Genomic DNA, 23,824 nt, shown 5'->3' on the forward strand with positions numbered 1-23,824 from the left:
TGCCTGTGACACCGGGGCCGCCGCAGGGTGGCCCCGCTTGCTTTTGCATCTCCCGTCGCGCGGCCTATGCCTTTCGGCCGTCTCCGTCGTCTGATCACGACGGGTTAAACTCTTGCACTATCGGCTGAATCGCGGCTGAGCGCGCGTTGCGTTCCGCCCGTTGGCTCTTACCGCATGCAAGATGGGCAATCACACGGCAACTCCCGACTCTCCTTCCGCACCGGCCGCCGCCGCGCTTCCGGCGGCGCTTCCCGCGGCGCTTCCGGCCGATTTCGCGCAGCATACGCCGATGATGCAGCAGTACCTTCGCATCAAGGCGGAGCATCCCGGCACGCTCGTCTTCTATCGCATGGGCGATTTCTACGAGCTCTTCTTCGACGATGCCGGGAAAGCCGCGCGCCTGCTCGATCTCACGCTCACGCAACGCGGCGCGTCCGGTGGCAACCCCATTCGCATGGCGGGCGTGCCGCATCACGCGTGCGAGCAATATCTGGCCAAGCTGGTGAAGCTCGGCGAGTCGGTCGCCATTTGCGAACAGATCGGCGATCCGGCGACGTCGAAAGGGCCGGTCGAGCGCAAGGTCGTGCGCGTGGTCACGCCCGGCACGCTCACCGACGCGGCGCTGTTGTCCGATAAAAGCGATGTCTATCTGCTCGCGCTCTGCCCCGCGCACAACCGGCGCGGCGTGGTGACGAGCGTCGGCCTCGCGTGGCTCAATCTGGCGAGCGGCGCGCTGCGGCTCGCGGAAGTCGCGCCCGAGCAAGTGGCAGCGGCGCTGGAACGCATCCGTCCGTCGGAGACGCTCATCGCCGATACCGTCACAGACATGCAGCCGACTTTCGGCGTCGCGAATCTCGCCGCGCCGACGCGCGTGCCCGCCTGGCACTTCGATGTCGGCTCCGGCACGCAGCGCCTTCGCGAGCAACTGAACGTCGCGAGCCTCGACGGCTTCGGCGGCGAAACGCTCACCTGCGCGTGCGGCGCGGCGGGCGCGCTCTTGCTCTACGCCGCCGCGACGCAAGGGCAGCAGTTGCGCCATGTGCGAAGCCTCAAGGTCGAGCATGAGTCGGAGTACATCGGGCTCGACCCGGCGACGCGCCGCAATCTCGAACTGACGGAAACGCTGCGCGGCACCGAATCGCCGACGCTCTGCTCGCTGCTCGATACCTGCTGTACGAGCATGGGCAGCCGCCTGTTGCGTCACTGGCTGCATCATCCGCCGCGCGATGCGTCCGTCGCGCAGGCTCGCCAGCATGCGATCGGCGCGCTGCTCGACGCGCCGGCTGCGAGCGGTCTCGACGCGCTGCGAACGGCGCTTCGCAAGATCTCGGACATCGAGCGCATCACGGGACGGCTCGCGCTGCTGTCGGCGCGTCCGCGCGATCTGTCCTGCCTGCGCGACACGTTTGCCGCGCTGCCCGAGCTTCAGACGCTCGTCGCCGCGTTGCCCGCGCGGGCGGCGGCGCTCGCGCGCATCGGCGCGGCGCTCGAACCGCCGCACGAATGCCTCGATCTGCTTGCCAGCGCCATCGCGCCCGAGCCGGCCGCGCTGATTCGCGACGGCGGCGTGATCGCGCGCGGCTACGACGCCGATCTCGACGAACTGCGCGATATTTCGGAGAACTGCGATCAATTCCTGATCGATCTCGAAGCGCGCGAGCGCACGCGCACGGGCATTGGCAACCTGCGCGTCGAATACAACCGCGTGCATGGCTTTTATATCGAAGTGACGCGCGGCCAGACCGACAAGGTGCCGGACGATTACCGCCGCCGTCAGACGCTCAAGAACGCGGAGCGGTACATCACGCCCGAGCTCAAGGCATTCGAGGACAAGGCGCTGTCGGCGCAGGAACGGGCGCTCGCCCGCGAACGCGCGCTCTATGAAGCGCTGCTGCAAAACCTGTTGCCGTTTCTCGAAGATTGTCAGCGCGTCGCGAGCGCGCTCGCCGAACTGGACTTGCTCGGCGCGTTCGCCGAGCGGGCCCGCGCGCTCGACTGGGTCGCGCCGGAGTTCGCGGCGGACGCCGGCATCGATATCGAACAGGGACGGCACCCGGTCGTCGAGGCGCAGGTCGAGCAGTTCATCGCGAACGATTGCTGCCTGAACGACGACCGCAAGCTGTTGCTGATCACCGGCCCCAACATGGGCGGTAAATCGACGTTCATGCGGCAGACAGCGCTGATTGCGCTGATGGCGTATGTCGGCAGCTACGTGCCGGCCAAGCGCGCGCGTTTCGGCGCGCTCGACCGCATCTTCACGCGCATCGGCGCGGCCGACGATCTCGCGGGCGGCCGGTCCACGTTCATGGTCGAGATGACCGAAGCCGCCGCCATTCTCAACGACGCCACGTCGTCTAGCCTCGTCCTCATGGACGAGATTGGCCGCGGCACCTCGACGTTCGACGGCCTCGCGCTCGCGTGGGCCATCGCGCGGCATCTGCTGTCGCACAACCACTGCTATACGCTATTCGCGACGCATTATTTCGAATTGACGCAGTTGCCCACCGAGTTCGCGCAGGCGGCGAACGTGCATTTGTCGGCGGTCGAACACGATCACGGCATCGTGTTCCTGCATTCGGTCAACGAAGGGCCGGCGAACCAGAGCTACGGCTTGCAGGTCGCGCAACTCGCGGGCGTTCCGTCGGCGGTGATCCGTGCCGCGCGCAAGCATCTCGTGCATCTGGAGCAGCAGTCCATCGGGCAGCCGACCGCGCAGTTCGATCTCTTCGCGAGCCCGCCGTACGCGTTCGACGACGAGCCGGATAGCGAACCCGCCGCGCAACCCGCGCCCGATCATCCGGTGCTCGACAAACTGCGCGCGCTCGATCCGAACGACCTGCGTCCGCGCGATGCGCTTGATTTGCTGTACGAACTGCATGAACTGGCGAATCAAGCGCCGGATGCGTCGCACTGAGCCTATCGCCGGCGCGGGCGCGTCGCATCTTTTGCGCGCGGCCGCTCGGCTTTGCAATGGCGCGTTCGTAACGGCGCTCTTGGCGGGCGCGTTCGCGCAGGCACACGCGCAAAATGGCGATCCGCTGACGTTCGCTGTGATCTCGGACGCGCTCACCCGCCCTGCCGACGAAGCGCCCGTGCGTCAAATGCTCGATGCCATCGCGCGGGATCGCAGCGTCAGTTTCATCGTCTACGACGGCAACGTGAAAGGCGCGACCGAGCCGTGCCGCGACAGCATCTATCAGTCGCGGCGCGATCTGCTGGATGCATCGCGAACGCCGGTGGTGCTCCTGCTCGGCCAGCACGACTGGGCCGATTGCGGGCTGACGCATGGCGGCGCGTACGATCCCGTCGAGCGGCTCGACTTCGTTCGGCAGCTTTTCTTCGTGGATGCCAGTTCGCTGGGACAGAATCCGCTCACGCTCACACGCGAAAGCGAGGTTGCGCGCTTTCGCCCGTTTCGTGAAAACGTGCGCTGGCAGGCCGAAGGCATTGCGTTCATCGGCCTGAATGCGCCGAGTCCGAACAACCATTATCTGACGGCAGGCGGGCGCAACGGCGAGTTCGAGGATCGCACGGTCGCGACGACGTTCTGGCTCGATCACGCTGCCGAATCGGCGCGGCGCGCGGGCATGCGCGCGCTCGTCATCGTGTTGCAGGGCGATCCCGATTTCGCGCGTTACGAACGGCGCGACCGTTTCGCGTGGCTGCGCTTTTCGCGGGCCAACGAGCCGCGCGATGGGTTCCTCGAACTGAAACGCTCGCTCGTGAAAGCGGCGGAGACGTTTCGCGGACCGGTGATCGTCATTCATCGAACCGAAGCGTCCGAGCCGAACGGTTTTCATATCGACCAGCCGCTGCGTAACGACAAGGGGCTGACCGTGACGAATCTGACGCGCGTCGCGCTTTCGCTAAAGCGACCGCAGTCGCAATGGCTCGAAGTAGTCAGCGACCCGCGATGGCATCCGCCGTTTCGGTTGCGCGTGCGCGATATACGCGACGTGCGCGACGTGCGGAACGCGCAGGACTCCCGCAAGCACGATGCGACAGAGCCGAAACCAGAGACGCCCGCGCAGTCCGCGCCGTCGAGCGCGCCTTACGGCTCATATTCCGATTACATGCCCGCTGCGCCCGCTTCGACACCGCCCGCGCTGCCGCGCAACGATCTGCCTGCGCAGTTGCCCGCGCCGCCTTCGCTCATGCAGCCGGCGTCGGGCTTGCCGCCCATTCTCACGCCGCCGCAAGCGTTGCCGCCTATTCTCCCGGTGCCCGCGTCGGGCGTGTCCGGCAACGGCACCGCGCAATAAAAAAGCGCAGCCGAAGCTGCGCTTAGCGACGACGCCCGGAAACCCAGATGCGCTTAGTGCAGCGTCGGGCCGGAGTCCGTGCGCGGCTCGTCGTCGTCTTCGTCTTCATCCAGCACTTCGAGGCCGTCTACGCCATGCGCGTGCTGATGTTTCACCTCGTCTTCCGTCGCGGTGCGCACTTCCTGCACCGACAGCGCAAAGCGCAGCGCCATGCCGGCAAGCGGATGATTGCCGTCGAGCACCACTTTGTCTTCCGCGACATCCGTCACCGTATAGATGAGCGAGTCGAGATCGTCGTCGCTGTCTTCGGGCGTGCCTTCGAACTGCATGCCCACTTCCAGCGGTTCCGGGAAACGGCTGCGCTCTTCGATCTTGACGAGCTCGGGATCGTATTCGCCGAACGCATCTTGCGGCTCGAGCTGGATGAGCGTTTCATAACCAGGCTCGCGACCGTCCAGCGCTTCCTCGATCTTGGGGAACGTGCCATCATAGCCGCCGTGCAGATAGACCATCGGCTCGTCGCTCTCCTCGATCAGATTGCCTTGGGCATCCGATAGCTTGTAGGCGACCGAAACGACAGTGTCTTTCGCAATTTTCATTGAATCCTCCAAGATACAAGCCTCGATTATACGATGCGCCAGCGGCCCTCAGACGTTCCCACCTTACCCCTTCCCAGCCTTTCCGAGCCCTCCGGCGCGCCGCTTCCCGACGAAATCACACCGTTGTTGGGCAACCGCACGCCGCGACAGTTCATGCGGCGTTACTGGCAGAAAAAACCGCTTCTGATCCGTCAGGCGATCCCCGGCATGTCCGCGCCCATTCCGCGCGACGACCTGTTCGAACTCGCCGATCTCGACGACGTGGAATCGCGCCTCATCACGCATTTTCGCAATACGTGGAATCTCGAGCACGGCCCGTTCGCGCCGGACGAACTGCCTTCCGTCAGAAAACGCGAATGGACATTGCTCGTGCAAGGCGTGAACCTGCACGACGAGCGAGCGCATGCGCTGATGAACCGTTTCCGCTTCATTCCTGACGCGCGTCTCGACGACCTCATGATCTCTTATGCTACCGACGGCGGCGGCGTCGGCCCGCACTTCGACTCTTACGACGTGTTCCTGCTGCAAGTGCACGGCAAGCGGCGCTGGCGCATAGGCGCGCAGCGCGATCTCTCGCTAAAACCCGGTCTGCCGTTGAAAGTTTTACAGCACTTCGAGCCTGGAGAAGAATGGGTGCTGGAGCCGGGCGACATGCTGTATCTGCCGCCGCATATCGCGCACGACGGTATCGCCGAAGGTGAATGCATGACGTGCTCCATCGGCTTTCGCGCGCCCTCGGCTCGTGAGCTCACCGCGCAGTTTCTCTATCACCTTGCAGAGCGCGCGGGAGATGAATCGAACGCAGGCAAAGCCGATGTGCGCTATCGCGATCCCGCGCAGCCGCCGGTCGCGAAGCCGGGCGAATTACCGGCGCTTCTCGTCGAACGTGTTGGCGCGATCCTTGCGAAGCTCACCTGGAATGAAAAGGACGTCGCTGAGTTTCTCGGAAGTTATCTGAGTGAGCCGAAAGCCAATGTCGTATTCGATCCGCCGTCTCGCGCGCTTAATGAGCAAAAATTTGTTGAGCGGGCGAAAAAGACAGGGATACGACTAGATAGAAAGACGAATTTGCTCTACAACACGCACTCGTATTTCGTTAATGGCGAAGCGGCCGCGTTATCCGCAAAGGCTAAAAAGTGGCTGCCGGAGTTGGCTGACAAACGGCGTCTGGAAGCGAAACGCTTTGTAACACTTACAGACGATTCGGCAATGACATCCCTGCTGCACGAGTGGTATCGTGCGGGCTGGATTCAGACGGACCCGCCGGCCTGAAACGCTTGGCGCGAAAGCGTCGCGCGATTCAGCGAAGGCCCTGGTTTTGCTGTTCCGCAATACGAAAGTTTGTATGAGAAAGACAACGTACCGTCCCCGCATTTATCGACGGTCGTGACGAAAGTGCCTATAATTTCCGGCCAAGCCGTGTAGGTCTCACACAAAAAGAATTGTGAGGCTCCACAGCGGCCCAGGTCGGTGTTGGAGCACACATTACCGGTACTTTGCGCTGTTGCTTACCTTTAACCATAAAAGGACGTGATCATGAAGAAATCCCTCCTCGTAGCATCCCTGTTGGCTGCTGTTGCCCTGGCTGCATGCAACAAGTCTAGCGATACGGCTGCTCCGAGCGCTGCAAGCGATTCGTCGGCTGCTTCGGCTCCGGCTGCTGCCGCTTCGGACGCAAACGCTGCTGCATCGAGCGCATCGGCCGCTGCAAGCGACGCAGCTTCGGCAGCTGGCGCTGCTTCGGACGCTGCTGCTTCGTCGGCTGCTCCGGCTTCGGGCGCGAGCCAGTAAGGCCATCAGGCTTTACGCCAGCGCATGACGCCTGGCAGGGCCGCTTGAAGCGGCCCATACAAAAAAACCGGCTTACGCCGGTTTTTTTGTTGGTGCTCGCGGGTTCGCGGTCTACAGCGTCAACCAGTCGAAGCCATCCGCTTGCGATGCCACTACGACATCCTCCGCCGACCCGCCGAGCACCGCCGCGAGCGCGGCCTGCGCGAGATGCGGCAGATTGTTTTGCTGACTCAGATGCGCGGCCACCAGATGCCGCATTTTGGAACGATCGAGCGATGCGAGAATCGCGGCGGCGGCATCGTTATTCAGGTGTCCATGCGTCCCGCCGATGCGCGCCTTCAGCGACGCCGGATAACGGCTTGCGGCAAGCATCGCGAGATCATGGTTGGATTCGAGCACGAGCGCGTCGCAACCGCTCAGAACGCTCGTGATATGCGGCGTCGCCACGCCGACATCAGTCAGGACACCGAGACGGCTCGCGCCATCCGAAAAGACATATTGCAGCGGCTCGCGCGCGTCGTGCGGCACGGTGTACGGCAGCAGGCTGACATCGCCGATGGCAACGCTCTCGTCGCCCCACAGCACGCGTAGATCGACCTTCGCTTCGTCTGCGCCGACCGCCCGCGCGGTGCCCCAACTCATATACAGCGGAATGGACCACTTGCGCGCCAGGGTCAGCGCGCTGCCGATATGGTCCGTGTGCTCGTGCGTGATGACGATGGCATCGAGTTGCGCCGCAGTGCACCCGAGCCGCGCGAGCCGGCGCTCTACTTCCTTCGCGGAAAAACCGCAATCGAGCAGCACGCGCGTGGTGGTCGTGCCGCTCGTCGACTCGACGAGCAACGCGTTGCCTTCACTGCCGCTACCCAGACTGGCGAATCTCACAATCGCTTCGCGCCCGGGCTTAATTGAGTTGCGCGTGAAGCAGCGACACGATGCGCTGGGCATCGGACGAGTTGTCCGGCTGGCCGTTCGCATCGACGACGGCGACCTGCGTGAGCGCGTCCGCCTTCGGACGAACGTTCACGAGGAACTGACGCGTGGGCTTCGGCGAATTGCTGGAGAACAGCTTGCCGAGAATGCCTTCCTTCTTCAGCTCTGCCATTGAATCGGAATAGTGCACGTAGTAGATGCCCTTCTCGCGGTCGCGATTGTCGACCGTGAAGTTCGTGCGATCCAACGCGAGGCCGACGCGCAACCAAGCGCGGTCGAACGGCTCCGCGAGATCCAGCGTCGAGGTGCCCGCCGTCTGCTCGACGGCCACCTTCGCGCCTGCAGGACGCGCCTGCGCGATCAACTGCTTCGATTGATCTTCGGTCAGGCCGAACTTCTGCATCATCTTCGCGAGAAACGCGGCTTCGAGCGCCGGATTGCGCGGACGCGTTTCCCAGCGCGACGACGTCTTGTCCTGACCCGTCAGCACTTCTTCCATCGCGCTATGCGTGACGGAGATATCGGTCGAGCCGTCCGACGCGCGATCCACTTGCGTGCGGAACATGTCGCGCGTGCCCGACGAATACGCGAAATCGAGCAGCTTGCCGACGCTGTTGCGGAACCAGTCGTTCGGAATGTTCGCGCGATTCTCGGCCCAGTCGGTTGCCATGATGCCGGTCTGCGGCGAATCGGTCTTCAGCGTGAAGCCGTTCTCGGTCCAGAACTCCTGCAACTGCGGCCAGACCTGATCCGGCGAACGGCCATCCACGACGAGCCAGCGGCGATCGCCGTCGCTCTCGACGTGCATGCCGTAGGGGTCCTGTGCATTCGGCACGCCGAGCGTCAGGTTGCCCGCGGGCGTCGCGTTGCGCTGCGCGGTGCCGCCGAGCGTGTTGATCGGCGGCGGCGCCGCGTAACGCTGGCTGATGTCGGCCGTGCTGAGATCGGACGGCACGTTGAGCGACGGCGCGGTTTCAGCAGCCTTGTAATTCACGCGATCGGGCGCGAGCCAGTCGTTCAGCGTGTCGCAACCCGCCAGCGCGAAGACGACGCCGGCGCCAAGCGACAGCACGCTCAGGCGTTTGGCTTGGGTAAGAAGAGTGGAATGGTTCATGAGGTCCTTCTTTGCTGCAGATGACGTGCTGTTACGCATGGCCTCACGCCGGTCGCGCGTGCGAACGCGGGCAAGCGAGGCCGATGAGCGGCGGTTGATGACGGGTCGCGATCGCTTCGATCACATTGCGCGGCGCCGTCGATTTCGATGTGTCGTCGATATCGCGAGTGCGCCGCCGCGCTTCGGTCAAGAGAGCAGCCCGGCGCTTTGCAGCGCCCCACGCACGATGTCGTGAAAGCGCGCGTCGAGCGGCGTGAGCGGCAGGCGGATGCCGCCTTCCATGCGGCCGAGCGCTTGCAGCGCCCATTTCGCCGGAATCGGGTTGGATTCGCAGAACAGTTGCTTGTGCAGTTCCAACAGGCTCAGATGGATGCGGCGCGCAGTGATCGCGTCGCCTGCGAGCGCGGCGCGGCACAGCTCGCTCATCTGCTTCGGCGCGACGTTGGCCGTCACCGAAATGTTGCCGTGGCCGCCGAGCAGCATCAGCGCGATGGCCGTGGGATCGTCGCCGCTGAAGATGGCGAAATCGGCCGGCGCATGCTTGATGAGATGCGCCGCGCGATCGATGTTGCCGGTCGCTTCCTTCACGCCGATGATGCCCGGCACGTCGGCGAGACGCAGGATCGTCTCGTTGCTCATGTCGGCAACGGTGCGGCCCGGCACGTTATAGAGAATCACGGGAAGATCGACGGCTTCCGCAATCGCGCGAAAGTGCCGGTACATGCCCTCTTGCGTCGGCTTGTTGTAGTACGGCACGACTTGCAGCGTGGCATCCGCGCCGACTTTCTTGGCCTGCTTGGAGAGTTCGATGGCTTCCGCCGTCGAATTGCCGCCCGCGCCCGCGATGATCGGGAACCGCTTGGCCGCGTGCTCGACTGCCGTCTGCACCATCAGAACGTGCTCTTCGACCGACAACGTGGCCGACTCGCCGCTCGTGCCCACGACGACGAGCCCGTTCGAGCCCTGCTCGACATGCCAGTCGATCAGCTTACGAAACGCCGGCAGATCGAGACTACCGTCCTCGTGCATCGGTGTGACGATGGCAGGGATGCTGCCGCGAATCCGGAGGCCGCCGCCGGTTCCGCCGTCCATTCCGCCGTTAGTTCCGCCGTTCATTCCGTTAGTCATGAAACTCTATGAATTTAATCGTGAATTTAATCGCAAAAAGCGATATTACGCGATTGTAGCGGATTAGCCCGCCAAATCGTAACGAGGCGAACCCGAAGACGTGTTACCAACCGTGAGCAGTTTTTCTGCGCCGGACGGCACGCTATTCGTTGCCTGCAACTCGCGGACCGCGCAAATTCGCTGCACATAGGCAGCACGCGGACGTTCGACGAAACCATCCTCGTACGCGATCACGCGAAGCCGGCCGCGCACTGCGTCGAGCAATTCGCCGGGCGCGAGCAGAAACGCGGGATTCGATGGCTTGCCGATGCGCTCGTTGCCCGCCGCGAACGTCTCATAGATGAGCACGCCGCCGGGCGCGAGCGAGTCGATCAGATGACCGAACAGCGGCCGATGCAGATAGTTCGTGACGACCACCGCGCCGAACCGGCGGTCGGCCGAAAGCGGCCACGGCGCGCCTTCGAGATCGGCGGCGAGCGTCGTGACGCCTTCGCAAGCGGACATCGACGCAAGCGCCTCGACGTCACGATCGACCGCGAGCACCGCGTGACCGCGCCCGGCGAACCAGCGCGCGTGGCGTCCGCTGCCCGACGCGACATCGAGCACTTCGGCGCCGCGCGCAACGAGATGCGCCCAGCGCGTGACCCAGCCGCTCGGCGTGCCGGCATCCATCAGTTGTACGACAGGCCCATGGCTTCGCGCACGTCGCGCATGGTCTCCGTCGCGAACTTGCGCGCCTTGTCGCAGCCATCGGCGACGATCGCGCGCAGCAGCGACGGATCGTCCATGTACTTCTGCGCGCGTTCGAGCATCGGCTGCTGCTCGCGCAGAATGCCTTCGATCACCGGCTGCTTGCAGTCCAGGCAACCGATGCCCGCGCTCCGGCAGCCCTGCTGCACCCACTTGTGCGTCTCTTCGTCGGTGTAGACCTGATGCAGTTGCCACACCGGGCACTTGTCCGGATCGCCCGGATCGGTGCGGCGCACGCGCGCCGGATCGGTCGGCATGGTGCGCACTTTCTTCGTGATGGTTTCCGCGTCTTCGCGCAGGCCGATGGTGTTGCCATAGGACTTCGACATCTTCTGCCCGTCGAGGCCCGGCATGCGCGACGCTTCCGTCAAGAGCACTTGCGGCTCGACGAGAATCAGCTTGCGCGCGCCTTCCAGATAGCCGAACAGGCGTTCGCGGTCGCTCATCGACAGGCTCTGCGATTCCTGCAGCATCGCGCGGGCTTGTTCGAGCGCCTCGTCGTCGCCTTCCTGCTGATACGCGACGCGCAGTTCGTGATACAGCTTCGCGCGCTTGCCGCCGAGCTTCTTCGCGGCTTCGAGCGCCTTCTCTTCGAAGTCCGGCTCCTTGCCGTAGAGATAGTTGAAGCGGCGCGCGATCTCGCGCGTCATTTCGACGTGCGGCACCTGATCTTCGCCAACCGGCACCAGCGACGCGCGATACAGCAGAATGTCGGCCGCCATCAGCACGGGATAGCCGAGGAAACCGTACGTGGACAGGTCCTTCTCCTTCAGCTTCTCGATCTGCTCCTTGTAGGTCGGCACGCGTTCGAGCCAGCCGAGCGGCGTGCCCATGCCGAGCAGCAGCGACAATTCCGCGTGTTCAGGCACGCGGCTCTGGATGAAGAGCGTGGCCTGCGCCGGATCGATGCCGGAAGCGAGCCAGTCGATCAGCACTTCCCAGACGTTTTTCTCGATGACCTCGGGCGTCTCGTAGTGCGTGGTGAGCGCGTGCCAGTCCACGACCGCGAAGAAGCACGGATATTCGGACTGCAGCCGCACCCAGTTTTTCAGCACGCCGTGATAGTGGCCGAGGTGCAGCGACCCGGTGGGCCGCATGCCGGAGAAGATACGGTCAGGGAACATGATCTTAGGGAAAGAGTGAAGCGAAGGGATTCAGAATGGCCGACACCGCCGCGTAGCCCACGTTCACGAGCGGGCCGAGCCAGAAGCGCGTCAGCGCGTTGGTCATGATGAGCGCCATCACGATCCAGAAACCGTACGGCTCGATCTTCTGAAAAGCAAGCGACGCGCGCACCGGCAAGAGCGCCGACAGAATGCGCCCGCCGTCGAGCGGCAGCAGCGGAAAGAGATTGAGCACGCCGAACACCAGATTCACGCCGACGCCGGCTGCCGCCATGCGCGTGAAGAACGGTTCATCGACATGAAAGGCGGCGAGCAGCACCGCGAGCACGCCCCAGAGGAGCGCCTGCACGAAGTTGCTGCCCGGACCCGCCGCCGCGACCCACAGGCCGCCCCAGCGGGGATTGCGCAGATTGCCGAACGCGACGGGAACCGGCTTCGCGTAGCCGAACATGAACGCGCCGCTCGTCACGAAGTACAGCACGATGGGAATGACGATAGTCCCGATCGGGTCGATATGGCGCATCGGATTCATGGAAACGCGGCCGAGCACGTAAGCCGTGTTGTCGCCGAGCAGGCGCGCGGCATAGCCATGCGCGGCCTCGTGCAGCGTGATCGCGAAGATCACCGGGAGCGCGTAGACCGCGATGGTTTGTATCAGGGAAGGATCCATAGGGCGCTATTGTATCAAGCGGGCAGGCGTCGGCAGGCGCGGCGCGGCTTGCGCGCGGCGTTTCTGGCTTCGGAAATGCGCAGCCGGAAGGCCTCGCTCACGCCGCCAGGCCGAACGGCTCCAGGCTGCCCCGGCCCGCGCGCACCAGCACCGGCTCGCCGCCCGTCAGGTCGATCACCGTGGACGGCTCGGCCGGGCATGCGCCCGCATCGATCACGAGCTCGATCTGCTTTTCCAGCCGCTCGCGGATTTCCTCGGCGTCGTTGAGCGGCTCGGTCTCGCCCGGCAGGATCAGGGTGGAGGCGAGCAGCGGCTCGCCGAGCGCGCCGAGCAGCGCGAGCGTGATCTCGTGATCCGGCACGCGCAGCCCGATGGTCTTGCGCGACGGATGCGACAGCCTGCGCGGCACTTCCTTCGTCGCCTGCAGCACGAACACGTACGGCCCCGGCGTGACCGATTTGATCAGCCGATACTGCCGGTTGTCGACCATCGCGAAGTTGGCGAGCTCGGACAGATCGCGTACGAGCAGCGACAGCAGTTGCTTGTCGTCGATGCCGCGAATGCGCCGCAGCCGCTCCACCGCAGTCTTGTCGTCCAGATGGCAGGCGAGCGCGTAGCTCGAATCGGTCGGCAGCGCGACAATGCCGCCGTCCTTGATGATTTGCACCGCCTGATTGATCAGACGCGGCTGCGGATTATCCGGATGAATGCGAAAGAATTGGGACATGGGACGCCTTGTTGTGTCGTTCTTGCCCGTGGACGCGTCGGCCTCACGCGTGAGTGCGCGAGCGCGACGCTTCGGCCAAACCGTGCGTGCGATAGATGCCGTGAGGCAAGGACCGTGCGCGTGCGCGCAAGGCACGCGCCGAGGCGTTACAGCCAGCGCGCCCAGACGGGCGTGAGGTCCTCGGGCAGCGGCGGAAGCCGGCCCAGATCGACGCGCCCTTCCCCCGGCCCGTGAAAGTCCGAACCGCGCGACGCCTCGAAGCCGTAACGGCGCGCGACATCAGCGTACTCGCGGTACTGGTCGGGCGTATGACTGCCGGTCACGACTTCGATGGCCTTGCCGCCTAACTGGATGAACTCGTCGAAGAGCGCGGCGAACTGGACCGGCGTGTAGTCGTAGCGGCCCGGATGCGCGATGATCGGCTCGCCGCCTGCGTCGCGAATCCACTGCATCGCATCCGCGAGCTTCGCCCAGCGGTGGCCGACGAAGCCCGGCTTGCCGTCGCCCAGATAGCGCGCGAACACGTCGGAGGTCGTCTCGGCGTAGCCTTCGTCGACGAGAAAGCGCGCGAAATGCGTGCGCGAGATCATGTCGGGGTCGTCGGTATAACGCAGCGCGCCCTCGTACGCGTTCGGAATGCCCACCGCCGCGAGCGCCTCGCCGATGGCCACGCCTCGCGCGGCGCGTCCGTTGCGCGTCGAAGCGAGGCCGTTGACGAGCGCCTGATTCTCCGGATCGACGTTCATGCCGACCACATGCACCGTGCGCGACGCCCACGTCACCGAAATCTCGACGCCCGGCAGATAGCGCATGCCGAGCGCCTCGGCCGCCGCGCGCGCCTCGCGTTGTCCGCCTAGCTGATCGTGGTCGGTCAGCGACCACACCTGAACGCCGCCCGCATGCGCGCGCGCCGCCACTTCGGCGGGCGAAAGCTGGCCGTCCGAGACGGTGGAGTGGCAATGCAGATCGGCGTTAATGGTCGGCTTCATGGAATGTCATTTTACTTGAACGGCATGGAACAACGCTTACCCCGATGACCGCGCCGCGGCCAGCCAAGGCCCAGCCGTCAAGCGCAGAACGACTCGATCAGCGCGGCGACGCGCTCCGGCTGGTCATGATGGATCATGTGCCCCGCATCGCCGACGATCTCCTCGCGCCAGTCGGGGAACGCGGCAAAGCGCGTCTTGAATTCGGCGATGGGCATGTCGCCCGCGAAGCTCGCGAGCGTCGGCGACCCTTCCGCCTCCACGTGCAGCACTTTCGCCTGCACGCGCGACCAGACGGCCATCACCTCGTCGAGGCGATACAACACAGGGCTACGCAGCTTGTGTGCCGGGTCCGCGAGCAGATGAAACGCGCCGTCCGCTTCGTGCCGCGACCAGTGCTGCGCGAGAAAACGCGCGCGCGACCGGGCGAGACGCGGATTTGTGCGGATCAGCCGGTCGGCGACTTCGTCGAGGCTCGCATAGGGGCGCAGCGGCGGCGGCGCGCGCAGATCGTCGAGCCATCGCGTAAGCGCGCCCGGCGCCTGCGAGGGACGCGTCGCGGGCAGTCCGAAGCCTTCGAGATCGACCACGCGCCGCACGCGCGCCGGCCGCGCGCCCGCGTAGAGCAGCGCGACGTTCGCGCCCATGCTGTGGCCGACCAGATCGACTTGGTCCGTGGGCGCGTAATGGTCGAGAAGCGCGTCGAGGTCGCCGAGATAGTCGGGAAAGTAGTAGTGCCCGCCGCCCTTTTGCGCGACCGGCCAGTCCGACAGGCCGAAGCCGCGCGCATCGGGAGCCAGCACTTGCCAGTCGCCCGCGAGCGCGTCGACCACGAACTGGAACGACGCCGCGACGTCCATCCAGCCGTGGAGCATGAACAGCATGGGCGCGTCGGGCGAGCCCCAGCGGCGCACGTGCAGGCGCACGCCGCGCGCATCGACGAACTCGGAGCGCGATTCTTTCATGGTCCGCCTCGGGAAATTCGTGAAAAAGGATGACCGTTCAGTATAGCGGCTATGCCGATGCGTCGAGTCCGGCCAGCGCGCGGAGCTCGGCCTCGTCGAAACCGGCGTCGCGGCGCGCTTCGAAGTTGAACGGGCCGCGCAGCTTCGGCGCGTGATACTGCTTGGCGAGGCGTTCGTAGGTGACGTGCGGATCGAGCGCCGCGTTGTCGCAGAGAAAGCGGAACCAGCGATTGCCGATCAGCACATGCCCGATCTCGTCGCGCAGGATTACGTCGAGAATGGCTGCCGACGCGTGATCGCCCGCCTGCGCGAGCCGCTTGCGGATGGGCGGCGACGCGTCGAGCCCGCGTGCCTCCAGCGTGCGCGGCACGAGCGCCATGCGCGCGAGCACGTCGCCGCGCGTGCGCTCCGCCATTTCCCAGAGTCCGTCGTGCGCCGGGAAGTCGCCGTAAGCGTGCCCGAATTCGGCGAGACGCGCGCGCAGCAGCGAAAAGTGATGCGCTTCTTCTGCGGCGACCTTGAGCCAGTCGACGTAAAAATCGGTGGGCATCGAGGGAAAGCGCCACACGGCGTCGAGCGCGAGGTTGATCGCGTTGAATTCGATATGCGCAAGCGCATGCAGCAGCACCGCGCGCCCGGCTTCCGACTGCATGCCGCGGCGCTTCAGCGACGACGGCTCGACGAGTTCGGGCCGCGCCGGGCGGCCCGGCAGATCGCCGGGATCGTCGAGCGCGAGCGCCGGATCGACTGGCAACGCGCCCGCGCGCACGCCTTCGAAGAGCGCACGCGCCCGTTCCGCCTTCGCGATCGGCTCGCGCTCGCGCAGGATTGCGAGCGCCGTGCGGCGGGCGCAGGAGTCGTCGGCATCCGGCTTGAAAGCGGTAGGCGGCGAGAGATTCGGCATGACAGCGGCTAATCGAGAATGGTGGCCCAGAGGCGAAATGCCGCAACCGGCTAAAATGATGATCCGGCAGGGCAAAACACCGCGCAACTATAGCGCCGGCCGGCGCAGCGTCGAGCAAAGACGCGCATTCTAGCGCCGCGCGGCCGGCATCCAATCATCGAAGACGCAAGCCAGAGGAGACACCGTGGCGATCTACAAACTCGGCGACGACGCCCCCACCATTCACGAAAGCGTGTTCCTCGCGGATACCGCGACCATTATCGGCCGCGTCACGCTCGAAGAAAGCGCGAGCGTCTGGTTCGGCGCGGCGCTGCGCGGCGACAACGAGCCGATCGTCGTCGGCCGCGGCAGCAACGTGCAGGAAGGCGCGGTTTTGCACGCCGACCCCGGCTTTCCGCTGACGATTGCGGCGAACGTCACCGTCGGCCATCAGGCGATGCTGCACGGCTGCACCATCGGCGAAGGCTCGCTGATCGGGATTCAGGCGGTGGTCTTGAATGGCGCGGTGATCGGCCGCAACTGTCTGGTTGGCGCGGGCGCGATCGTCACCGAAGGCAAGGTGTTTCCCGACAACACGCTGATTCTCGGCGCGCCCGCGAAGGCGGTGCGTGAAATCGGCGAGGCGGACATCGCCCGCATGCGCGCGGCCACGGCGAGTTACGCCGACCGGCGCGAATACTTTAAGGCGCAGCTCGTGCGCATCGGCTGAACGGCGGCGCTGCGCGAGACGCAGCGCAGCACGTTCCGCCTCAACACCCAAGGAAGAGTTGTGAACGACCAGTTGCAGAAATTCATGTTCAACGCGGCGCCGGTGCGCGGCGAGATCGTTTCGCTGCGCAATACGTGGCAGGAAGTGCTCGCGCGCCGCGCGTACCCGACCGCCGTGCGCAACGTGCTCGGCGAGATGATGGCCGCGTGCGCCCTGCTCTCCGCGAACCTCAAGTTCGACGGCACGCTCATCATGCAAATCTACGGCGACGGTCCGGTGAAGATGCTGGTCGTGCAATGCAGCTCGGCGCTGACGCTGCGCGCGACGGCCAAGCTCGCAGAAGGCGCGGAAAGCACGCTTCGCGACGACATGCCGCTCGCGGAATTGCTCAACCGCAACGGTCACGGCCGCTGCGTCATCACGCTCGATCCGTCCGACAAGAAGCCCGGCCAGCAGCCGTATCAGGGCATCGTGCCGCTGTCCGGCGAGCACGGACCGCTCGCGTCGATGGCCGAGGTGCTGGAACAGTACATGCATCATTCCGAGCAGCTCGACACGCGCCTGTGGCTCGCCGCGAATACGGACCGCGCCGTCGGCATGCTGTTGCAGAAGCTGCCGGGGGATGGCGGCATCGTCCCGCATCCGGGCGAGCACGACGCCGATACGTGGCAGCGCGTCTGCCATCTCGGCAGCACGCTGTCGAACGAAGAACTGCTGAAGGAAGATCCCGAAACCGTGTTCCGGCGGCTCTTCTGGCAGGAAAACGTGCAGCACTTCGAACCCGCGCCGGCGCGCTTCCAGTGCACCTGCTCGCGCGAGAAAGTGGGCGGCATGCTGAAGATGCTCGGGCGCGAAGAGGTGGACAGCGTGATCGAAGAACGCGGCAGCGTGGAAGTGCACTGCGAGTTCTGCAATCAACGCTACGAGTTCGACCCGGTCGACGTTGCGCAACTTTTTGTCGCAAAAGAGCTGTCGCAGGGCGTGAGTCCGGCATCGGATCAGCGGCACTGATCGGCTCGATGCCTTGTCCGGCGGGCCTCTGCGCGCGCCGGACATGCGCCGGACGGCCAGAGCGACCGCGCGGCGAGCGGGTTTCGCAGCACGCACCGCGCGCTATGATTGACGCTTGATGAGTTGTCCGACCGGCTGGAGGTCGCAAATGAAAACCGCATCGTCACTGTTGAAACTTTCGTCGTGTGCCGCCGCCGCGCTGCTTGTCACCGGCTGCATGATGGACCCGCCGGGCCCGTCGCCGATCTACAGCCGGCTGCCGAATACGCCGACGACGGCGCAGCAGACGCTCACGCCCGAGGAGCAGATGCAGCGCTACAACGAGATCGACAAGCAGGCGCTGAGCGAATCGCAGCAAGCCGCGACTGCCGGCAACAACGCGAAGATGATGTCCGGCTACTACACGCCGCCCATCAGCGTGTACGGCGGGTATTCGAGCGGCGGCTGGGGCGGTCCTTACTGGGGCACGGGCGTCGGCATCGGGACGTGGTGGTAGGCCGCTCGCGCGAACCGAAAAAAATGGCGCAGTCGATCACGACTGCGCCATTTTTATTTGCCCGATGAGTGCCCGCTGAGTGCTTTAGGTCACCCGCCCGCGCCCTGCTTTTTCTTGGCTTCGGCGGCCTTGTCCTTGCGCGCCTTGCGATCCAGATCGCGCAACTCCTGCTTCGAACGCGACACCGGGTTCGGCACCACGCGCAACGGCGCGGCGGATACCTGCCCGCGCGTCGAGCCGTTCATGCCCGGCACGTTCGCCGAATTCACAGGCGCAGTCGAATTGGGCGCGACGAACTGCACGAAGACCTCGCTGTCCTTCACCATGCCCATTTCGTAGCGCGCCCGCTCTTCCACGGCGGCGGTGCCGCTTTGCAGGTCCTGCACTTCGCCTTGCACGCGTTCGTTGCGCAGCTTCAGGTTCGTGTTCTTGTCCGTCTGCTGCGCGAGTTGCTGCTGTAATTCATGCACGCGCAGCCAGCCGCCGTGTCCCCACCAGAGCGGGTACTGGATCAGCGCCAGCAACAAGACCAGAACGACAGTTACGAGCCGCATTCAAGTAGCCGAAATAAGCGCCGCCCTTCGGTCTCGTTCGACACGAGGCCGGGGCGGCGGGCAGAAGATAAGATCAACGTCCTTATCGACTAAAGCGGCAAAAGCTTTAGCGAGGACTTTTAACGCAAGTTATAAAACGCCGACTTGCCGGGGTAGCTCGCGATATCGCCGAGGTCTTCTTCGATACGCAGCAACTGGTTGTACTTCGAGATGCGGTCGCTGCGCGACAGCGAACCGGTCTTGATCTGGCCGGCGTTCAGACCGACCGCGATATCCGCGATGGTCGAATCTTCCGTCTCGCCCGAGCGGTGCGAGATGACCGCCGTGTAACCCGCGCGCTTGGCCATTTCGATCGCGGCGAAGGTTTCCGTCAGCGTGCCGATCTGGTTGATCTTGATCAGAATCGAATTCGCGATGCCCCGCTCGATACCTTCCTTCAGGATGCGCGTGTTGGTGACGAACAGATCGTCGCCGACGAGCTGCACCTTCTTGCCGAGGCGCTCGGTCAGCGTCTTCCAGCCGTCCCAGTCGCTTTCGTGCATGCCGTCTTCGATAGAGACGATCGGGAACTTGTCGGCGAGCGTCGCGAGATAGTCGGTGAATTCGCCCGACGACAGTTGCAAGCCCTCGCCGGCAAGCTGGTACTTGCCGTCGTGGTAGAACTCGCTCGCCGCGCAGTCGAGCGCGAGCAGCACGTCTTCGCCCGCGCGATAACCGGCTTTCTCGATAGCTTGCAGAATGGTCGACAGGCACTCGTCGTTGCTGCCGAAGTTCGGCGCGAAGCCGCCTTCGTCGCCCACTGCCGTGCTCATGCCGCGATCCGACAGGATTTTCTTCAGCGCATGGAACACTTCCGCGCCGCAACGCAGCGCTTCGCGGAACGTCGGCTGGCTGACCGGCACGATCATGAATTCCTGAATGTCCAGGCTGTTGTTCGCGTGCGCGCCGCCGTTGACGATGTTCATCATCGGCACGGGCAGTTGCATGGCGCCGGAGCCGCCGAAATAGCGATACAGCGGCAAGCCGGCTTCCTCGGCGGCGGCCTTGGCGACGGCCATCGACACCGCGAGCAGCGCGTTGGCGCCGAGGCGCGACTTGTTCTCGGTGCCGTCGAGCTCCAGCAGCGTCTTGTCGAGGAAAGCTTGCTCCGAGGCGTCGAGGCCCATGATGGCTTCGGAGATCTCGGTGTTGATGTGTTCGACTGCCTTCAGCACGCCCTTGCCGCCGTAGCGGCCGGCTTCGCCGTCGCGAAGTTCGATGGCCTCGCGCGAACCCGTGGATGCGCCCGACGGCACTGCGGCCCGGCCCATCGTGCCCGATTCGAGCAACACGTCGCATTCGACGGTCGGATTGCCTCGCGAATCGAGAATCTCGCGGCCGATGATATCTACGATAGCACTCATGGTTTCCTCAAATTGACGATGAATTCTGTCAGTCACGATCGAAGCGGCCAGCGCTGGCTTTACTGCTCTGCTGCGCTGGCCTCGCTTCGTTGGCCTGGCTCAGACCTTCCGGCGCGCGGCCGGTTCACTGCGGCTCGTTCGCCCTGTGACGCAGCCCGAACAGCCTGCGCAGGCTCTAGTTGAAGTCGTTTTCGAGAAACGGTCCGCTTTTTACCGCACGATCGAGCGCGATGAGCGTCGTCAGCAGCGATTCCATGCGCGCGAGCGGCACCGCGTTCGGACCATCCGACTTCGCGCAGGCCGGATCAGGATGCGTCTCCATGAACAGCCCGGCGACGCCCGTGGCGACCGCCGCGCGCGCCAGCACCGGCACGAACTCGCGCTGGCCGCCCGAACTCGTGCCCTGCCCGCCCGGCAACTGCACCGAGTGCGTGGCGTCGAACACGACCGGCGCGTTGGTTTCGCGCATGATCGCGAGCGACCGCATGTCCGACACCAGATTGTTATAGCCGAACGACACGCCGCGCTCGCACGCCATGAAGCGGTCTTCCGAGAGCCCCGCCTCGCGCGCCGCGTCGCGCGCCTTGTCGATCACGTTCTTCATGTCGTGCGGCGCGAGGAACTGGCCCTTCTTGATATTCACAGGCTTGCCGGAGCGCGCGCACGCGTGGATGAAGTCGGTCTGACGGCACAGGAACGCGGGCGTCTGCAACACGTCCACGACCGATGCGACCGCTTCGATCTCATGCTCGGCGTGAACGTCCGTGAGAACGGGCACGCCGAGTTGCTTCTTCACTTCGCCGAGAATGCGCAAGCCTTCGTCCATGCCGAGGCCGCGAAACGACTTGCCCGAGCTGCGGTTCGCCTTGTCGTACGAGGACTTGTAGATGAACGGGATGCCGAGCTTCTGCGTGATTTCTTTGAGCTGGCCCGCGACGTCGATCGTCATTTGCTCCGATTCGACGACGCACGTGCCCGCGATCAGGAAGAACGGCTGGTCGAGTCCCGCTTCGAAGTGACAGAGCTTCATGCCTGTGCTCCCGCCGTTGCCGCGACCGGCGCAGCCTTCTCGCCGCCCGCCGCGAGGCTGTGTGTGCGCGCCGCTTCGACGAACGCCTTGAAGAGCGGATGCCCGTCGCGCGGCGTCGAGGTGAACTCGGGGTGGAACTGCACGCCGACGAACCACGGATGCATCGACTGCGGCAACTCCATCATCTCGGGCAGATCCTCGCTCGGCGTACGGGCGCTGATGATAAGGCCGCCCGCTTCGAGCTGGGGCACGAAACGGTTATTGACTTCATAACGGTGACGATGACGCTCGTTCACATCCGTGCCGTAGATGCGCTCGGCCATCGTGCCGGGCTTGATCGGGCATTTCTGCGAGCCGAGGCGCATGGTGCCGCCGAGATCCGACTCTTCGCTGCGCTTTTCGATGCGCCCCGCGCGGTCGTACCATTCGGTGATGAGCGCGACGACCGGATTCGTGGTGCTGGAATCGAACTCGGTGCTGTTCGCGTCCGCGAGGCCGGCGACGTCGCGCGCGAACTCGATGACCGCGAGCTGCATGCCGAGGCAGATGCCGAGATACGGCGTCTTCGATTCGCGCGCATAGCGGATCGCCTTGATCTTGCCTTCGGTGCCGCGACGGCCGAAACCGCCCGGCACGAGCACGGCGTCGAGGTGCTTCAGGCCATCGGCGCCTTCGGCTTCGATCTGCTCGGAATCGATATATTCGATGTTGACCTTGGTCGACGTGTGAATGGCCGCGTGACGCAGCGCTTCGATCAGCGACTTGTACGACTCGGTGAGTTCGACATACTTGCCGACCATGCCGATGGTCACTTCGTGCTTCGGATTCTCGAGCTTCTCGACGAGGTCCGACCACATCTTCAGGTCGGCGGGCTTCGGCGAGAGCTTCAGTTCGTTGCAGACGATTTCGTCGAGGCCCTGGTCGTTGAGCATCTGCGGAATCTTGTAGATGCTGTCCACATCCCACACCGAAATGACCGCTTCCTCATGCACGTTCGAGAACAGCGAAATCTTCTGGCGCTCGTCGTCCGGAATCGGGCGATCCGCGCGGCACAAGAGCACGTTCGGATAGATACCGATTTCGCGCAGCTTCTGCACGCTGTGCTGCGTCGGCTTCGTCTTGAGTTCGCCCGCGGTGGCGATGAACGGCACGAGCGTCAGGTGCACGAAGCACGCGCTGTGGCGGCCCATGCGCAGGCTCATCTGACGCGCGGCTTCCAGGAACGGCAGCGATTCGATGTCGCCCACCGTGCCGCCTATCTCGACGATCGCGACATCCGGCTGGCCGCACGTGGCCGCAGCCGCGCCGCGCTCGACGAACGCCTGAATTTCGTTGGTGATATGCGGAATGACCTGCACCGTCTTGCCGAGATACTCGCCGCGGCGTTCCTTGCGGATCACCGATTCGTAGATCTGGCCCGTGGTGAAGTTGTTGGCCTTGCGCATCTTCGTGCTGATAAAGCGCTCGTAGTGGCCGAGGTCGAGGTCCGTCTCCGCGCCGTCTTCCGTCACGAACACTTCGCCGTGCTGAAACGGGGACATCGTGCCGGGGTCGACGTTGATGTAGGGATCGAGCTTGAGGAGGGTGACTTTCAGACCGCGCGATTCGAGGATCGCGGCGAGGGAGGCGGCGGCAATACCCTTGCCGAGGGAAGAAACTACGCCGCCGGTGACGAATACATATTTGGTCATCGCTAGATGCTCGCGGGAAAAACGGATTATACCGTAAAGGCCGTCCGTGACCCAGCGGCCGACGCGCCCCAACGCCTCGCGTCGATCCCTTTTGAGCGCTGTTTGCGCGCACCAATTTCCTGCACGCTTGCGCCCTTTCGAGCGCCATCAACTCATCGCGTGAAGCAGCCGCCGAATGGCGCGCGCCGTCTCGATGGGCCGCTCCATCGGAAAGAGATGGCTGCCTTCGATCCATTCGAAATGCCCGCCCGCGATGCGCCGCGTCATGCGCAGTCCGACCTGCCGCACTTCGGTGGAATGCGTGCCCGCGACGAAGCCGACCGGCACCGGCGCGCCGTGCCCGAAGCGCGCGCCGAGCGTGTGCGGCAGCGTGCGATAGATCAGGTATTCGACGTGCCGGTCGAACGCGAGCGTGCGCGTGCCGTCGGCCTGCGTCTGCGGAATGCCGAAGTCGATGTAGTCGGCCAGCATGCGCTCGTCCCAGCGCGCGAACGCGGGCTTCGCGCGAAAATGCCGCCACGCTTCGTCGCGGCTCGCCCAGTGCGTGCGGCGCTTTTTCGTCGCGGACGCGGGCGAGAGGCGCTCGTCGAGTCCGGTCCATTGCGTCGCGCGCAGCAGGCCGCTGCGCCATCCCGCGATGATCGGCGAATCCAGCATCACCACGCCCTTCACCCACTGCGGGCGCTTCTGCGCTGCCATCAGCGAAAGATAGCCGCCGAGCGAATGCCCGACGAGCCACACCTTCGGATGCGCGTCTTGCCGGTAGCGGCTCATGTCCTCGATCAGTTGATCCGCGAGACGCGGCCAGCCCTGCGTGACCGGAAAGCGCGGATCGTGGCCATATCGTTCGATGCTGCGGATCTCGTAGTCGTCCGCGAGTTCGGCGAACATGGTGCGGTAAGTGGGCGCCGGAAAGCCGTTCGCATGCGAGAAATGGATGATGTCCTTCAAGCGGCTCCTCGTTCTTGTCGTATTGT

The 23,824-nt window shown here is 64.7% G+C and carries 23 protein-coding genes; 7 read left to right on the plus strand and 16 right to left on the minus strand.

Annotated features, from left to right (window positions below; all coding sequences use genetic code 11):
- Nucleotides 1–289 precede the first annotated feature (289 nt).
- Both mutS and HWX53_RS20085 read left to right on the plus strand, forming a co-directional pair.
- Nucleotides 290–2,914, plus strand: a complete 2,625-nt coding sequence (gene mutS / locus HWX53_RS20080) for a DNA mismatch repair protein MutS (protein WP_175945218.1) — start codon at nt 290–292, stop codon at nt 2,912–2,914.
- Nucleotides 2,877–4,262: a hypothetical protein gene (locus HWX53_RS20085; protein WP_244140205.1), complete on the plus strand. Its 1,386-nt coding sequence runs from the start codon at nt 2,877–2,879 to the stop codon at nt 4,260–4,262. Before mutS ends, HWX53_RS20085 begins: the two co-directional genes overlap by 38 nt.
- A 53-nt stretch (nt 4,263–4,315) precedes the next feature.
- On the opposite strand, the gene HWX53_RS20090 is transcribed toward HWX53_RS20085, so the two are convergent.
- Nucleotides 4,316–4,861 (minus strand): peptidylprolyl isomerase, encoded by a 546-nt coding sequence (locus HWX53_RS20090; protein ID WP_175944186.1) that lies wholly within the window; start codon nt 4,859–4,861, stop codon nt 4,316–4,318.
- Between the two features lie 33 nt (nt 4,862–4,894).
- On the opposite strand from HWX53_RS20090, the gene HWX53_RS20095 reads away from it, so the two are divergent.
- Nucleotides 4,895–6,133, plus strand: a complete 1,239-nt coding sequence (locus HWX53_RS20095; protein WP_175944187.1) for a cupin domain-containing protein — start codon at nt 4,895–4,897, stop codon at nt 6,131–6,133.
- A gap of 264 nt (nt 6,134–6,397) precedes the next feature.
- On the plus strand, nt 6,398–6,652 hold the full coding sequence (locus HWX53_RS27765) for a hypothetical protein (RefSeq protein ID WP_236572749.1): 255 nt from the start codon (nt 6,398–6,400) through the stop codon (nt 6,650–6,652).
- Between the two features lie 111 nt (nt 6,653–6,763).
- Here HWX53_RS27765 and HWX53_RS20100 read toward each other — a convergent pair whose 3' ends face one another.
- The 10 genes from HWX53_RS20100 to HWX53_RS20145 form a co-directional block, all read right to left on the minus strand.
- Entirely contained in the window at nt 6,764–7,537 is a 774-nt protein-coding gene (locus tag HWX53_RS20100; protein ID WP_175944189.1) for an MBL fold metallo-hydrolase, read from the minus strand.
- A 19-nt stretch (nt 7,538–7,556) separates the two neighbouring features.
- Nucleotides 7,557–8,699, minus strand: coding sequence for an outer membrane protein assembly factor BamC (gene bamC, locus HWX53_RS20105; protein ID WP_175944191.1), 1,143 nt, complete (start codon nt 8,697–8,699; stop codon nt 7,557–7,559).
- Nucleotides 8,700–8,885: 186 nt separating this feature from the next.
- Nucleotides 8,886–9,791, minus strand: a complete 906-nt coding sequence (gene dapA / locus HWX53_RS20110) for a 4-hydroxy-tetrahydrodipicolinate synthase (RefSeq protein ID WP_175945221.1) — start codon at nt 9,789–9,791, stop codon at nt 8,886–8,888.
- Nucleotides 9,792–9,890: 99 nt separating this feature from the next.
- Nucleotides 9,891–10,499, minus strand: coding sequence for a class I SAM-dependent methyltransferase (locus HWX53_RS20115; RefSeq protein ID WP_175944193.1), 609 nt, complete (start codon nt 10,497–10,499; stop codon nt 9,891–9,893).
- Nucleotides 10,499–11,701 carry a tryptophan--tRNA ligase gene (locus HWX53_RS20120; protein ID WP_175944195.1) on the minus strand — a complete coding sequence of 401 codons (1,203 nt, stop codon included), beginning with the start codon at nt 11,699–11,701 and terminating at the stop codon, nt 10,499–10,501. The genes HWX53_RS20115 and HWX53_RS20120 overlap by 1 nt, the downstream gene beginning before the upstream one ends.
- A 4-nt stretch (nt 11,702–11,705) precedes the next feature.
- A complete protein-coding gene (locus tag HWX53_RS20125; protein WP_159836517.1) occupies nt 11,706–12,371 on the minus strand; it encodes a site-2 protease family protein in 666 nt (221 codons plus the stop codon).
- 97 nt (nt 12,372–12,468) lie between these two features.
- Nucleotides 12,469–13,098: an L-threonylcarbamoyladenylate synthase gene (locus HWX53_RS20130; RefSeq protein WP_175944197.1), complete on the minus strand. Its 630-nt coding sequence runs from the start codon at nt 13,096–13,098 to the stop codon at nt 12,469–12,471.
- A 146-nt stretch (nt 13,099–13,244) separates the two neighbouring features.
- Nucleotides 13,245–14,075: a 3',5'-nucleoside bisphosphate phosphatase gene (locus tag HWX53_RS20135; RefSeq protein WP_175945223.1), complete on the minus strand. Its 831-nt coding sequence runs from the start codon at nt 14,073–14,075 to the stop codon at nt 13,245–13,247.
- An 89-nt stretch (nt 14,076–14,164) separates the two neighbouring features.
- Nucleotides 14,165–15,049: an alpha/beta hydrolase gene (locus tag HWX53_RS20140; RefSeq protein ID WP_175944199.1), complete on the minus strand. Its 885-nt coding sequence runs from the start codon at nt 15,047–15,049 to the stop codon at nt 14,165–14,167.
- A 49-nt stretch (nt 15,050–15,098) separates the two neighbouring features.
- Nucleotides 15,099–15,953 (minus strand): ferritin-like domain-containing protein, encoded by an 855-nt coding sequence (locus tag HWX53_RS20145; RefSeq protein WP_175944201.1) that lies wholly within the window; start codon nt 15,951–15,953, stop codon nt 15,099–15,101.
- 184 nt (nt 15,954–16,137) lie between these two features.
- Here HWX53_RS20145 and HWX53_RS20150 point away from each other — a divergent pair, with 184 nt between their 5' ends.
- The 3 genes from HWX53_RS20150 to HWX53_RS20160 all read left to right on the plus strand — a co-directional run bounded on the left by HWX53_RS20150 (nt 16,138) and on the right by HWX53_RS20160 (nt 18,169).
- A complete protein-coding gene (locus HWX53_RS20150) occupies nt 16,138–16,662 on the plus strand; it encodes a gamma carbonic anhydrase family protein (protein WP_175944203.1) in 525 nt (174 codons plus the stop codon).
- 60 nt (nt 16,663–16,722) lie between these two features.
- The gene (gene hslO, locus HWX53_RS20155) at nt 16,723–17,673 is read left to right on the plus strand and encodes an Hsp33 family molecular chaperone HslO (RefSeq protein ID WP_175944205.1); all 951 of its coding nucleotides are present in this window, start codon (nt 16,723–16,725) and stop codon (nt 17,671–17,673) included.
- 148 nt (nt 17,674–17,821) lie between these two features.
- Nucleotides 17,822–18,169, plus strand: a complete 348-nt coding sequence (locus tag HWX53_RS20160; protein ID WP_175944207.1) for a hypothetical protein — start codon at nt 17,822–17,824, stop codon at nt 18,167–18,169.
- An 89-nt stretch (nt 18,170–18,258) separates the two neighbouring features.
- Here the strand turns inward: HWX53_RS20160 and ftsB are convergent, their stop codons facing one another.
- The 5 genes from ftsB to HWX53_RS20185 form a co-directional block, all read right to left on the minus strand.
- Nucleotides 18,259–18,723 carry a cell division protein FtsB gene (ftsB, locus tag HWX53_RS20165; protein ID WP_175944209.1) on the minus strand — a complete coding sequence of 155 codons (465 nt, stop codon included), beginning with the start codon at nt 18,721–18,723 and terminating at the stop codon, nt 18,259–18,261.
- A gap of 119 nt (nt 18,724–18,842) precedes the next feature.
- Nucleotides 18,843–20,126: a phosphopyruvate hydratase gene (gene eno / locus HWX53_RS20170; protein WP_175944211.1), complete on the minus strand. Its 1,284-nt coding sequence runs from the start codon at nt 20,124–20,126 to the stop codon at nt 18,843–18,845.
- A gap of 175 nt (nt 20,127–20,301) precedes the next feature.
- Entirely contained in the window at nt 20,302–21,156 is an 855-nt protein-coding gene (kdsA, locus tag HWX53_RS20175) for a 3-deoxy-8-phosphooctulonate synthase (protein ID WP_175944213.1), read from the minus strand.
- Nucleotides 21,153–22,847 carry a CTP synthase gene (locus tag HWX53_RS20180; RefSeq protein ID WP_175944215.1) on the minus strand — a complete coding sequence of 565 codons (1,695 nt, stop codon included), beginning with the start codon at nt 22,845–22,847 and terminating at the stop codon, nt 21,153–21,155. Before HWX53_RS20180 ends, kdsA begins: the two co-directional genes overlap by 4 nt.
- A 147-nt stretch (nt 22,848–22,994) precedes the next feature.
- A complete protein-coding gene (locus HWX53_RS20185) occupies nt 22,995–23,798 on the minus strand; it encodes an alpha/beta hydrolase (protein WP_175944217.1) in 804 nt (267 codons plus the stop codon).
- Between the last annotated feature and the right edge of the window lie 26 nt (nt 23,799–23,824).

The organism is Caballeronia sp. BCC1704, from assembly GCF_902833455.1.
Classification (GTDB): Bacteria; Pseudomonadota; Gammaproteobacteria; order Burkholderiales; family Burkholderiaceae; genus Caballeronia.

Coding starts and splice junctions, on each gene's coding strand:
- mutS (WP_175945218.1), top strand. CDS start 290: ATGATGCAGCAGTACCTTCGCATCAAGGCGGAGCATCCCGGCACGCTC.
- HWX53_RS20085 (WP_244140205.1), top strand. CDS start 2,877: ATGAACTGGCGAATCAAGCGCCGGATGCGTCGCACTGAGCCTATCGCC.
- HWX53_RS20090 (WP_175944186.1), bottom strand. CDS start 4,861: ATGAAAATTGCGAAAGACACTGTCGTTTCGGTCGCCTACAAGCTATCG.
- HWX53_RS20095 (WP_175944187.1), top strand. CDS start 4,895: ATGCGCCAGCGGCCCTCAGACGTTCCCACCTTACCCCTTCCCAGCCTT.
- HWX53_RS27765 (WP_236572749.1), top strand. CDS start 6,398: ATGAAGAAATCCCTCCTCGTAGCATCCCTGTTGGCTGCTGTTGCCCTG.
- bamC (WP_175944191.1), bottom strand. CDS start 8,699: ATGAACCATTCCACTCTTCTTACCCAAGCCAAACGCCTGAGCGTGCTG.
- dapA (WP_175945221.1), bottom strand. CDS start 9,791: ATGGACGGCGGAACCGGCGGCGGCCTCCGGATTCGCGGCAGCATCCCT.
- HWX53_RS20115 (WP_175944193.1), bottom strand. CDS start 10,499: ATGGATGCCGGCACGCCGAGCGGCTGGGTCACGCGCTGGGCGCATCTC.
- HWX53_RS20120 (WP_175944195.1), bottom strand. CDS start 11,701: ATGTTCCCTGACCGTATCTTCTCCGGCATGCGGCCCACCGGGTCGCTG.
- HWX53_RS20125 (WP_159836517.1), bottom strand. CDS start 12,371: ATGGATCCTTCCCTGATACAAACCATCGCGGTCTACGCGCTCCCGGTG.
- HWX53_RS20130 (WP_175944197.1), bottom strand. CDS start 13,098: ATGTCCCAATTCTTTCGCATTCATCCGGATAATCCGCAGCCGCGTCTG.
- HWX53_RS20140 (WP_175944199.1), bottom strand. CDS start 15,049: ATGAAAGAATCGCGCTCCGAGTTCGTCGATGCGCGCGGCGTGCGCCTG.
- HWX53_RS20145 (WP_175944201.1), bottom strand. CDS start 15,953: ATGCCGAATCTCTCGCCGCCTACCGCTTTCAAGCCGGATGCCGACGAC.
- HWX53_RS20160 (WP_175944207.1), top strand. CDS start 17,822: ATGAAAACCGCATCGTCACTGTTGAAACTTTCGTCGTGTGCCGCCGCC.
- ftsB (WP_175944209.1), bottom strand. CDS start 18,723: ATGCGGCTCGTAACTGTCGTTCTGGTCTTGTTGCTGGCGCTGATCCAG.
- eno (WP_175944211.1), bottom strand. CDS start 20,126: ATGAGTGCTATCGTAGATATCATCGGCCGCGAGATTCTCGATTCGCGA.
- kdsA (WP_175944213.1), bottom strand. CDS start 21,156: ATGAAGCTCTGTCACTTCGAAGCGGGACTCGACCAGCCGTTCTTCCTG.
- HWX53_RS20180 (WP_175944215.1), bottom strand. CDS start 22,847: ATGACCAAATATGTATTCGTCACCGGCGGCGTAGTTTCTTCCCTCGGC.